Here is a 12,115-nt window from a genome sequence, read left to right as displayed (position 1 = left end):
CGGTTCGCGCTTGACGCTCGCGGCGACAGCGGCGATAAACCACGCAGGCGCCGGCCATGCGCGCCGGCCACGAACGAGGGGGAGACATGATCACCAAGGGCATCAAAGAACTGTGCGCCGAGGCCGAGCGCGACATCGAAACCATGACGGTCGAGCAGGTCATGGCGGTGCAGGACGACCCGCATGTGCAACTGGTCGACATCCGTGACATTCGCGAGCTGTGGCGCGACGGTTCGATTCCCGGCGCCACCCACGCGCCGCGCGGCATGCTCGAATTCTGGGTCGATCCCGACAGCCCCTACTACCGTGAAGAGTTCGGCTCGGGCAAGAAATTCATCTTCTTCTGCGCCGGCGGCCTGCGCTCGGCGCTGGCCACCCAGGCCGTGCACGCCATGGGGCTTGGCCCGGTTGCGCACATGGCCGGCGGCTTCGGCGCCTGGGTCAAGGCCGGTGGCGCGGTGGAAGCCAAGGAAGCCAAACTGCCGAAAGCGAAATCCTGAGCGCGTGTGGACGAGGAGCCAGTCATGATCACCAAGGGCATCAAACAACTGTGCTTGGAGGCCGAGCGCGAAATCGAAACCTTGACCGTCGCCGAAGTGATGGCGGTGAAGGACGACCCGAACGTGCAGCTGGTCGACATCCGCGACATCCGCGAGCTGTGGCGTGATGGCACCATCCCCGGCGCCAGCCACGCGCCGCGCGACATGCTGGAATTCTGGGTCGATCCGGCGAGCCCCTACTACCGCGAGGAATTCGGCAGCGGCAAGAAATTCATCTTCTACTGCGCGGGCGGCATGCGCTCCGCGCTCGCCACGCTCGCCGTCCAGCGCATGGGCCTCGCGCCGGTCGCGCACATGGCGGGCGGCTTCGGCGCGTGGGTGAAGGCCGGCGGCGCGGTCGAGCCGCGCGAAGCGAAACTGCCGACGCCGAAGTCTTAAGCGGAGCAGCGGCGGTCAGCCTCTCGACGCAGCACGCTGTCCGCCAATCGCTGTGGCGTGTGATACCGGCGGTGTCGCTCGCCGGTGTGCTGATATGGTGGGCGTGGCAGTCGCGACCTGCGCTGCCCGACGTGCGCTGGCACGTGGTCCTGATTCCCGGTTTCGCACTGAGTCTTGCCTCCCTGCTGGCCTACGCGGCGCGCTTTCGTCGCGTGCTCGGCCTGGTCGACATCGACATTTCGCCCGTGACTGCCCTGCGCATCGTGTCGTTCGCGGTGTTCTGTCAATTCTTCTTGCCCGTCGGCGGCGGCGCGGAACTCGGAAAATTCCTGGGCTTGCGCAGTATCGCGCCGGAGCGCCGCGCCGGGGCGAGGGCCGTCGCCATCGTGCTCGAACACGTGCTGGGCTTGCTGGCGGTGGTGGTCATCGCCTGTGTGGGCTTCGCGCTGTTGCAGCCGTTTGCCGTGTCGCTCGATTATCGATGGCTGACGGCGGCGGGCCTCGCCATCGTGGCGCTGGGCGGCACCGTGGTGCTGGTGATGCAGCGGCGGCGTGGGCTCGATGCACGGCAGGTGCTCGCCGCGCTCGACGCGCACAAGGGCGACGCGTGCCTGACGCTGCTGTGGTCGATGCTGATGCACGCCCTGCTGGCGGCGGCGGTGTATGTCGGCAGTCGCGGCTGGGATCTGGCCATCGGTTACACCGAGATCCTGTTCGTGTTGGCGAGCGCCGCGGTATTCCAGGCCGTGCCGGCCAGCATCGCCGGCCTCGGCGTGGCCGATGCGGCCGGTACCGGTTTGTATGTCGCGCTGGGGCTGCCGCTCGGCGATGCCTTGCTGCTGGTGTCGCTGCTGTATGGCTACCGTCTGCTGGCGGCGCTGCTGGGCGGGGCGTGGGAGCTGCTGGGCGCGCGGTGGCAGCTTGGGAAGGAAGGGTGTAAGCCTGAAGGCTGACCCACGCCAGCAATCCGCTGATTTTTGTGGGTCAGACTTCAGTCTGACACTGCTCTCCCGGGTCGCGAAAGATCTGCTTATGCGCCTTGCCGTGCGTGCCCATCATTTCCGGCATCATGCGAATGAGCCAGTTGAGCAGTGCGTAACGCGTACGGCAGTAGAGGTAGAGCGGTTCGATGTCGGCGCCGACCAGCGCCTTGGCGTCGTAGGAGCCCAAGCCTAAGTGGATGTAGCGGCTTTGGCGCTCGATGCCGAGCTTGATCACCTCGTTCATGAGGCTGAACCATTCGGCGCTGGGGCGGCCGGCTTCGCGGCCGAAGAAGGTCGCGATGGTGTTTTCCGCATCGGTCAGCACCATGCCGTGGGCGACCATGCGCTCTTCGCGGCACGCGACCAGCATCAGGCTGCGCTCGCCGAGCTTTCGGTCCATGTTGGCGTAGTAGGCCGGCTGCAGGCGTTCTCGTTTGAAGCGCTGCGCACGCGCCAGCACCACCTGCGACTGCGCGGCCCAGGTCTCGGCGTGTTGGCCGAAGTCGCGCAGGGTGCGCACGGTCTGGCCATGCTCGGCGGCGCGCTGCAGGCGGCGCTTGACGTCCTTGCGATAGCGCGCCCGCATGCTCGCCAGGTACTCGTCGTAAGTCTTCCAGCGCACCCGTATGCGCGCCAGCGGCATGTTCTGACGTAGCGCATAACCACGTTCGAGCAGGGCGTCGGCGCCTTCGCGTTCCGGTGCGACGAAATCCCGAATGACGATGAGGCCGCTGCGTGCGCTGCGCGCGATGCCGCTGATGGCGTTGTCGAGTTCCGTGAGCAGGGCGCGACGATCCTCGCCGTCACGGATGGAGATCGCATGGCCGGCCACCAGCGGTGACGCGCATTCGGTGATGCGCACGCTCAGGAACCTTGGCCACCAGCGACGCACGCGGGTCACCAGGCCTTGCACGCGCCGCGGCAGCAGCTGCGCGAAGTCGGTGCTGATGGTGTACACGCAGGCGTGGGCCACCAGTTCGTCGTGCTGGTTGTAGACCACCGGGTAGTAGTAACGGCAATCGTTGATGCCGGCCTGCTCGACGGCGTCGAGATAGGCATGGGAACGCACCACCGAGGCAGCGCCCGCCAGTTCGTCCCAGCGCACGGCATCGATGTCACGAATCGAGGTCAGCACCACGGTGCGATAGGCCTGCCCGCTATGCGTCGCGCCGCGCGGCGCGCTGAACACTGCATCGGGCAGCGGCAGAAAAGGGGTGGTGCTCACTTGGGTTGCCGACAGTCGCTTGCTTCTTGTTGTCGAGTATGGATGGCGAAACCTTGGCGCGGCCTCAGTTCCACTGTCCGCCGCGCGCCGGATTGTACTTGCCGCGACGCGCCGGCGCGTTGCCCGGCCGGCCGCCGGCGCCACGCTTGGGCAGCTTGATGCTGGCCGCCGGCACCAGCTGGTGCTCGCCGTCGCCGATCAGATCGCGGCGGTTCATCTTCACCAGGGCTTCGCGCAGCATCTCGAAATTCGTTTCGTCATGGTAACGCAGGAAGGCCTTGTGCAGACGCCGCTGGGCCAGCGTGCGGGCACTGTACACCTTGCCGCTCTTGTAGGTGACCTTGTGCAGCGGATTGCGCGCCGAGTGGTACATGGCGGTGGCGAGCGCCATCGGTGACGGGTAGAAGGTCTGCACCTGGTCGAGCCGGAAGCGATGGCGCTTCAACCACAGCGCGAGCCTGAGCATGTCGTCGTCCTCGCAGCCCGGATGGGCGGCGATGAAATACGGGATGAGGTATTGCTCCTTGCCGGCGTCGCGCGAAAAGCGCTCGAACATTTTCTTGAAGGCGTGGTAGCTGCCCATGCCGGGCTTCATCATGTGCCGGAGCGTGGTGTCCTCGCTGTGTTCGGGGGCGATCTTGAGATATCCACCGACGTGGTGGGTGACCAGTTCACGCACGTATTCCTCGTCGCGCACCGCGAGGTCGTAGCGCAGGCCCGAGGCGATGAGGATACGTTTGACGCCCTTGAGCTTACGCGCCTTGCGATACAGCGCGGTGGTGGCGCCGTGGTCGGTATTCAAATGCTCGCAGATGGCGGGATACACGCACGACAGCCGCCGGCAGCTGGCCTGGATGTTCGGCTCCTTGCAGTTGAGGCGATACATGTTGGCGGTCGGACCGCCGAGATCCGAAATGACGCCGGTGTAGCCCGGCACCTTGCGCCCGATGTCCTCGATCTCCTTCAGGATCGATTCCTCGGAGCGGCTCTGGATCACGCGCCCTTCGTGTTCGGTGATGGAGCAGAACGTGCAGCCACCGAAGCAGCCGCGCATGATGTTGACCGAGGTCTTGATCATGTCGTAGGCCGGGATCTGTGCGTCGCCATAGCTCGGATGCGGGCGGCGCTGGTAGGGCAGGTCGAACACGCCGTCCATCTCGGCGGTGGTCAGTGGAATCGGCGGCGGATTGATCCACACTTCGCGCGTGCCGTGTTTCTGGATGAGCGCGCGTGCATTGTGCGGATTGGCTTCCTGGTGCAGCACGCGCGAGGCATGCGCGTAGAGCGCGGCATCCTTGGCGACCTTCTCGAAGGACGGCAGGCGAATGTAGGTGGTGTCGCGTTCGCCGCGTGCCTGGCGCGCCAACGGCATGGGAATGACGCGTATCGGTTTGGCGGCGGGCGCGCCGTCGTCGTTGGTCGCTTGGCTTTCGCAGGCGCTCGTTTCGTCGAGATAGGGATTGGGCAGCTTGTCTATCTGTTTGGGCCAGTCGATGCGCGTGGAATCGAGTTCGGTCCAGCCTGCCGGCGGCGCGCGGCGAATCACCGCCGTGCCGCGGATGTCCGTCAGCTCGGCGAGCTGCCAGCCTTGGGCGAGACGATGCGCGACTTCGACGATGGCGCGCTCGGCGTTGCCGTAGAGCAGGATGTCGGCCGACGCATCGACGAGCACCGAGCGACGCACTTGGTCGCTCCAATAGTCGTACTGCGCGATACGACGCAGGCTGGCCTCGATGCCACCGATGACGATCGGTACGTCGCCATAGGCTTCGCGGCAGCGCTGGCTGTAGACGATGACCGCGCGCTCGGGGCGCTTGCCGGCCACCGCGCCTGGCGTGTAGGCGTCGTCGCTGCGCAGCCTGAGATCGGCCGTGTAGCGATTGATCATCGAATCCATGTTGCCGGCGGTGACGCCGAAGAACAGGGTCGGCTTGCCGAGCGCCATGAACGGCTCGGCGCTCTTCCAGTCCGGCTGGGCGATGATGCCGACCCGGTAGCCCTGGGCTTCGAGAAAGCGCCCCATCACCGCCATGCCGAAGCTCGGGTGGTCGACATAGGCATCGCCGGTCACGAGGATGATGTCGCAGGCGTCCCAGCCCAGCGTCTCCATCTCGGCGCGCGACATGGGCAGGAACGGCGCCGGTCCGTAGCACTCGGCCCAGTAGCGGGGATAGCCGAAGAGGTCGGGCGCGGTGACGGGCATGGAGTGAAGCGACGTGGCGGCTGGTCGGGCGCGTATTTAATCACAATCCGGCTGGCCCGGCCGCAGCCGTGCGCCCCGCGGCGGCGCGGCGCGCTCAGTCGCCGGTGTCGGGGGCGGCGTCGCGCATGGCGCCTAGGAACTTGAACAAGGCGCGCGCGGCGCGCGGCGTGCTGCCGGCCGCGCGCTCGGCCTTGGCATTGCGCACCAGCTGCAGGAGCTGCTGGCGATCGACCTGGCCGTAACGGCTGAACAGTTCGTCGAGCAGGGCGCTATCGCCGGCCAACAGGCGCTCGCGCCAGTCCTCGAGTTCATGCAGGGCGTCGATTTGCTCGCGCCGCGGCTGCTTGAAGGCCGCCACCGCCGCCGCCGCGCCGGCATGATCCTCTTCGGCCAACAGGCCACGCGCATAGCGCAACTGGCGCTTCAAGGCGCCGCGCTTGAGCGCGCGCGCGGCACGCAGCGCGGTGACCAGCTTGTCCGACAGGCCGAGGCTATCGAGCTGCCTGTCGGGCAGGCCCATCAATTCCTCGGTGAGCGGGTCCAGCGCCAAGAGGTCGCGCTTGACCTGCGACTTGCTCTTGGGCGCGTCGATGCCGTCCGCGTCGTCCATCTCGAGCGCGTCGTCTTCGTCATCGTCATGGTCGTAACGGGAGGGGCGGGCCATGGGTGCTTCCTCGCGCGAAGCCTGAACGGGGTGGGGCCCGCATTGTAGCCCGCGTCCCGGGCCAGGCGGAGCACGGCGCATGCTGGGGTACACTGCGCCGCTCATGCTCGCCGATCTGCACACCCATAGCACCGCTTCCGACGGCAAGTTGAGCCCGGCCGAACTGCTGGCCCGCGCGCGCGCGGCCGGCGTCGAGATGCTGGCCATCACCGATCACGACAGCATCGCGGCCTATGCCGAGCTGCCGGTTGCCGCGGATCTGCGCATCGTGCCTGGTGTCGAGTTCTCGACCTGGTGGCAGCGTGTCGGCATTCACATCGTCGGCCTCAATGTCGACCTCAACGGCGCGGCGATGGCCGAGGCCATTGCCTGGCAGCATCGCGCGCGCGATGAACGCGCGGTGCGGATTGCCGAGCGGCTCGCCAAGCGCGGCATTGCCGAGCCGCTGGCGGGCGCGGCGCGTTTCGCCGGTCAGGGCAGTGTCGGGCGCCCGCACTTCGCCGAATACCTGGTCAGCATCGGTGCGGCGCCGAACATCGAGTTCGCGTTTCGCAAATACCTCGACACCACGCGCATCGGCAATCTCATCGAGGGCTGGGCCAGCCTGCCGGCCATCGTCGAGTGGATACGCGCAGCCGGCGGCACCGCCGTCATCGCCCATCCCGGCAAGTACAAGCTCACGCGCTCACGCCTCGAACAATTGACCGGCGAGTTCGCGGCGGCGGGCGGCCAGGCCATCGAAGTGGTGTCCGGCCTGCAGAAGCCCGAACTCACGCGCGACCTCGCGGCCTTGGCCAAACGTCATGGCCTCGCCGCCTCGGTGGGCTCGGACTTTCACCAGCCGGGCCAGGTGTGGGCACAGCTCGGCGTGATGCCGGCGCTGCCAGCGGACGCCTCGCCGGTGTGGGACTTGTGGTCTTTGTGACTTGAGTCACTTGCGACAGCGCGCGTGAGCGCAGTTGCGATTGTTTCTCGCCACTGCGACGCAGACCATGTCCTGCAACTGATTTCCTTCCTGAAACGAAGTCAGCACACAGGCGCCGCGCGCCTGCTCACCTGCATCGACAACACGCCATGACGCACATGGCGAGAGGGTCAATACTTATGCGCAAGACCACGCTGGCGGCCCTGGCCGCATCTTCCATGATGGGGCTTAGCCCCGGGTTCGCCGCGGCTTCTGTCATCGGCTTCCTGGGCAACTTCGACGTCATCAATGACACCGGTTCCACCGCCCACGGCTTCGAAATCGAACTCGAAGGCCTGCACCCGGAGGACATCACCGACACCTTCGGCGGCGCCGGCCGCGGTTTCCCCTCCGGGCGTGGATTCGATCCCAATGTCGCCGTGCAGCGTTACGGCGCGCCGACCATCGCCGCCTACAACGTGGGCTCGGTGTTTGGCGTGACCGTCACCTACAAGGGCATCTTCGACGGCACGAACTGGGATTTCGGTACGCCGAGCGGCAGCTTCGTCACGCCCGGCGACAACTGCTGGACCGGCGGCGGTCTGCCCGGCGCCGGCTACGGGCCGGGCACGCCCTGTGATCACTTTGGCGTCGGCACCACCGCCAACGCCACCAAGACCACCTACCGCTGGCTGTTGGAAACCAACACGCCCGGCGAACTGACCAATGGCGTCGTCACCCTGCCGGCGCCGGCCTGGAGCGTGCTGCCCAACCCGGGGCCGAATCCCGATCCGCAGGCGCCGCCGGTGGTGGTGGCCAACATCGAGGCGCCACAGCCGGAAGACGGTAACGAGTTCGGCGACGCCCTGTGGGTGAAGGTCTACACCACCGAACTCGAAGAAGAGGTCGAACTCGAGGACCTGGTGGGTGGCAACCCGGTGGTCGAACAGGCCGAGACCGAGATTGAATGGCAGCTTCTGCAGGTCGAATTCAGCAAGCCCGGTTCGGGCCAACTGGAAAGCGGCCTGGGCGTGCCGGTCGGGCCGAATGCGGCGTCGATCCTGCGTCGCTACGAGTTCTTCAGCTACACCGGGCCCTATGGTGACGGCCACGAGGCCCAGCCTTTCGGCAACGACTCCAATCCCGGCGACGGCGACGTCGGCATCTACCTCGGCGCCCAGAATGGCGCGGTCAACCTGCTCGCGGCGCCGGTGCCGGTGCCGCCGGCCTTGGCGATGATGCTGCCGGCGCTGGGCGCGCTGTGGATGCGTCGCCGACGCGCCACCTAGCTCCGCAAGCAAAGCCGAGCACGTCGAGAGAGGCCGCCGCAAGGCGGCCTCGTCGTTTGCGCGCCCGACGGCGGAGGCGGGCGGCAAGCGAGCGGTCGGCCATGTCCGGCCGCGCCTGACCCTGAGATTTGCAAACGCGCCCGCGTCGAGCGGCCGTGCCACCCTGCCGTGCTGCGGATGACGGCGTGAGCGGTGCGGTAGCTGTTGGGGTTTTTTCTGTTTATTTGCAAATGCGAATTATTATCATTAACATTATATGACGTGAGCCAAGCTCGCGCCGGCGGCAGCCTTCGGGCCTGTCGCTTCCGAACCACGCGCTTATCCCCAACACCGTCGCCGCCCGCGGGCGCCAAGCAAGGACACTCCATGACCGCGCAGAGACTCATAGAACGCCGCCGCGTCTTTCCACCGTTCACCGTCAAGGCCGCCATTGTCGCGGCAATGATTGCCTGGCACGCGACCTGCGGTGCCGCCGCGGTGCAAATCGACCTGCCGTCGCAACCATTGCCGAGCTCGCTCGCGATGTTGGCCGCGCAGACCGGCATCGAGGTCGACGTCGATGACGCGCTTGTGCAGGGCCGCAGCTCGCCGGCTGTCAGCGGCATGCTCGAACCGGCCGCGGCGCTGCAGGCCTTGCTCACGGGCGCCGACCTCGTCGCGGTACGTGGAGAAGGCGGGACCTACGCCGTCGTCGCTGCTTCTGGGGCGGCCACCGTTGAACGCATCGAGGTGCGCGGCCGCCATGAACGCGAAGCGCCGGCGTCTGCCTTGCGCATGAACGTGCCGCTGCTCGATGCGCCCCTGTCGGTGCAGGTCATCGACAAGGACACCCTCGATTTGCAGGGCGTGTTCGATCCGCAGGATGCGCTGGTCAACGTCCCCGGCGCCGTGCGCGCGTCGTCCTTCACCGGACTCGGCGAAACCTTCCTGCTGCGCGGCTTCGTGCAGCCGGATCTCGTCAAGGACGGTTTCCGCGCCGGCGAAGTCGGCATCGGCAGCATCAACGCGACCGGCCCGACCGACATGGTGAACATCGACAGTATCGAGGTCGTCAAGGGACCGACCGCCGTGCTGTTCGGTCGAGGCGAGCCGGGCGGCACCGTCAACTACGTCACGCGCAAACCGACGTTCGAGAACACCCTCGACATCGCGCAGCGCTTCGGCAGTGAAGACTTCTATCGCAGCGAACTCCATGGCAACTGGACGGCGATGCCGGAGCGCGTCGCGCTGCGACTGGATGCGGCCTACGATACCGCCGGTTCGTTCGTCGACATCGCCGACGGTGAACGCTTCGTCTTGGCGCCGTCCGCCCTGATCCGCCTCGCGCCCTCGACCACCTTGCTGGCGCGCGGTGAATTCGTCGACGACGAGCACGCCAGCAATCCCGGCGTGCCGGTCGTCAACGGGCGCACGCTCGACGACATTCCCTATGGCCGCTATTTCGGCGAGTCGGATCTCACGCGCTTCGAACACGAGACTTGGCGTGGCGTGGTGGAACTCGAACACCGCTGGAACGACGCGCAGGTGTCACGCATCACCGCCCACGGCCGCAAGGCCATGACCGATGGCGCTTACTTCATCCTGTTCAATTTCGCGGGCGCGGCTTACAACCCGCTTACGCATGAGGTCTCGCGCAGCCTGGCGGTGGTCGGTTACGACGATCAGAACTCCGCCTTGCGCGCTGAGCACAGCATCGACGCGTCATTGTTCACTGGCCAGCCCTTCGCGTTCCACAACCAACTCCTGATCGCCTTCGAGCACGAAAACCTGAGCGCGCAGCGGCTGCGCAATCTCGGCGGCCATGCGCCCTTGAATGCGCTTGAGCCGGTGTATGGAGGCTACCAGCCGCGACCGCTGGTGCCGTTCCCCGGCTTTCCGCTCAATTTCAACGAACAGACGGCGGTCGATGCCGACGAAGAGTCCTTGCTGATTTTGAATCGCGTCAATTGGCGTGAACTCGTCTACCTGACGGTCGGCGCGCGTTTCGAATGGTTCGACGCCAGCCAGTCCTCCACCTATCCGCCGGGCCTGCCCTTCACCAACTCGGCCATCGAGCAGGCGCCTTATCGCGCCAATCCGACCGTGGGCGTGGTGGTGAAGCCGCGGCCCTTCCTGTCGCTCTATGCCAACTACGCCGAGTCGACCAACGCCTTTCGTGCGTTCCAGAGCGCCACCGCCAGCGGCGATCCGCTCGAGCCGGAACAGGCACGGCAGTGGGAACTCGGCGTCAAGAGCGAGCTCTTGGACAAGCGCGTGGTCACGACCCTCTCCGCGTTCCACATTCGCAAGAGCAACGTGGTGGGCGCCGATCCTGCCAATCCGTTGTTCTCCATCAACGCCGGCGCCGAGCGCAGTCGAGGGCTCGAGTTCGACACCGCGCTGAATCTCTACGCCGGCTGGCGCGTGAATGCCAACTACGCCTTCACCGATGCGCGCATCACCGACGATCCCGGCGGCGCGAACAGCGGACATCGACGCTTCGGCGTGCCGGAACACGCGGCGGCGCTGTTCTCGGTCTATGAATTGCAACAGGGGCCGCTCAGGGGACTCGGTATCGGCGGCGGCCTGCGCATGGCGAGCCAGGTCGAGATCGACAACGGCAACGTCGGCGAACTGCCGGGTTACGTGCAGGCCGACGCGCTCGTCTATTACAAGTTCAAGCATTGGCAGGCGCAACTTAACGCCAGGAACCTGCTGGACAAGGAGTATTACTTCACGTCGGGCGACGGCATCTCGGTGTGGCCGGCCGCTTCGCGCAGCATCATCGCGACGCTGCGCACATCGTTTTGAGTCGGCATCACCATGGCTCTTTCAGCCACAACGATGCGGCGCTGGCAATGGCTGCATACCTGGTCGAGCCTGGTGTGCACGGTATTCATGCTGATGCTGTGCATCACCGGGCTGCCGTGACTTTTCATCATGAGCTGGAACCGTGGCTCGGCACGCTGACCAAGCCGGCGACGGCATCGGCCGGCGCGCCACGGTTGGCGCTCGACGCGGTGGTGGAGGCGGCGCGCGAACATCGTCCGCACCAGCACGTGCACATCGTCGCCAGCGAGGCGGGGCAGGGCGATGTCGTCTATGTCGGCATGGGCGCCAGTCCCGGGGCATCGCTCGAAGACGACATCGGCGTGTACGTCGACTGGCACGACGGCGCCATCCTCGGCGCCCATCGTTTCGGCGAAGGCGGTGTGCTGGACATCCTGCTGCTGTTGCACGTCGAAATGTTTGCCGGCCTGCCGGGCAAGCTATTCCTCGGCGCCATGGCGCTGCTGTTCGTACTCGCGCTGGTGTCCGGCATGGTGCTCTACGCGCCGTTCCTGCGCGGTCGCGCGTTCGGCGATCGTCGCCGCGAACGCAAACGCCTGGCGTGGCTGGACCTGCACAACGCGCTCGGCGCCGTGCTGCTGGTGTGGGCGGCGGTGGTCGGCGTGACCGGCATGCTCAACACCTGGGCCGACGTACTGTTGAAGCTGTGGCAATTCAATGAACTCGGCGAGATGGTCGCGCACTACCGCGATCGCGAACCGCCGCGCCGTTGGCATTCGCTGGACGCCAGTGTCGCCGCCGCGCTGGCAAGCGCGCCGCACCACGAGTTCGCGTTTGCCACCTTTCCCGGTACCGCGTTCAGTGGCGAACATCATTACGGCATCTTCCTGCGCGGACGCACGCCGCTCACCTCGCGACTGCTGCGCATCGCCCTGGTCGATGCCGGCACGGGCACCGTCACCGAGAGTCGCGGCATGCCGTGGTACATGAGCGCGCTGTTGCTGTCCCAGCCACTGCATTTCGGTGACTACGGTGGCTTACCCTTGAAAATCGCGTGGGCCGTGCTGGACGGGCTGACCATCGTCGTGCTCGCCAGCGGTCTTTACCTGTGGGTACGCAAACGCGATACGAGCCGCGACC

The 12,115-nt window shown here is 66.4% G+C and carries 9 protein-coding genes and 1 pseudogene; 7 read left to right on the top strand and 3 right to left on the bottom strand.

The window, feature by feature from the left end; genetic code table 11:
* Positions 1–86 precede the first annotated feature (86 nt).
* The 3 genes from IPM80_18065 to IPM80_18055 all read left to right on the top strand — a co-directional run bounded on the left by IPM80_18065 (position 87) and on the right by IPM80_18055 (position 1,891).
* Complete coding sequence (locus tag IPM80_18065; GenBank protein MBK8960260.1) at positions 87–500, top strand: rhodanese-like domain-containing protein; 414 nt, start codon at positions 87–89, stop codon at positions 498–500.
* Positions 501–524: 24 nt separating this feature from the next.
* The gene (locus tag IPM80_18060; GenBank protein ID MBK8960259.1) at positions 525–938 is read left to right on the top strand and encodes a rhodanese-like domain-containing protein; all 414 of its coding nucleotides are present in this window, start codon (positions 525–527) and stop codon (positions 936–938) included.
* 71 nt (positions 939–1,009) lie between these two features.
* Positions 1,010–1,891 carry a flippase-like domain-containing protein gene (locus IPM80_18055; protein ID MBK8960258.1) on the top strand — a complete coding sequence of 294 codons (882 nt, stop codon included), beginning with the start codon at positions 1,010–1,012 and terminating at the stop codon, positions 1,889–1,891.
* A 31-nt stretch (positions 1,892–1,922) separates the two neighbouring features.
* Here IPM80_18055 and IPM80_18050 read toward each other — a convergent pair whose 3' ends face one another.
* The 3 genes from IPM80_18050 to IPM80_18040 all read right to left on the bottom strand — a co-directional run bounded on the left by IPM80_18050 (position 1,923) and on the right by IPM80_18040 (position 6,013).
* Positions 1,923–3,146, bottom strand: coding sequence for an N-acetyltransferase (locus IPM80_18050; GenBank protein MBK8960257.1), 1,224 nt, complete (start codon positions 3,144–3,146; stop codon positions 1,923–1,925).
* Between the two features lie 64 nt (positions 3,147–3,210).
* On the bottom strand, positions 3,211–5,349 hold the full coding sequence (locus tag IPM80_18045) for a YgiQ family radical SAM protein (GenBank protein MBK8960256.1): 2,139 nt from the start codon (positions 5,347–5,349) through the stop codon (positions 3,211–3,213).
* Between the two features lie 94 nt (positions 5,350–5,443).
* Positions 5,444–6,013 (bottom strand): DUF615 domain-containing protein, encoded by a 570-nt coding sequence (locus IPM80_18040; protein ID MBK8960255.1) that lies wholly within the window; start codon positions 6,011–6,013, stop codon positions 5,444–5,446.
* 103 nt (positions 6,014–6,116) lie between these two features.
* Here IPM80_18040 and IPM80_18035 point away from each other — a divergent pair, with 103 nt between their 5' ends.
* The 4 genes and pseudogenes from IPM80_18035 (at position 6,117) to IPM80_18020 (ending at position 12,115) form a co-directional block, all read left to right on the top strand.
* Entirely contained in the window at positions 6,117–6,938 is an 822-nt protein-coding gene (locus IPM80_18035; protein MBK8960254.1) for a PHP domain-containing protein, read from the top strand.
* A 179-nt stretch (positions 6,939–7,117) separates the two neighbouring features.
* The gene (locus tag IPM80_18030; protein ID MBK8960253.1) at positions 7,118–8,206 is read left to right on the top strand and encodes a PEP-CTERM sorting domain-containing protein; all 1,089 of its coding nucleotides are present in this window, start codon (positions 7,118–7,120) and stop codon (positions 8,204–8,206) included.
* A 366-nt stretch (positions 8,207–8,572) separates the two neighbouring features.
* A complete protein-coding gene (locus IPM80_18025; protein MBK8960252.1) occupies positions 8,573–10,996 on the top strand; it encodes a TonB-dependent receptor in 2,424 nt (807 codons plus the stop codon).
* Between the two features lie 12 nt (positions 10,997–11,008).
* Positions 11,009–12,115: pseudogene (locus tag IPM80_18020) on the top strand (PepSY domain-containing protein).

It is taken from the genome of Pseudomonadota bacterium (assembly GCA_016719885.1).
GTDB lineage: Bacteria > Pseudomonadota > Gammaproteobacteria.
This window is presented reverse-complemented; position numbering and strand designations above follow the sequence as displayed.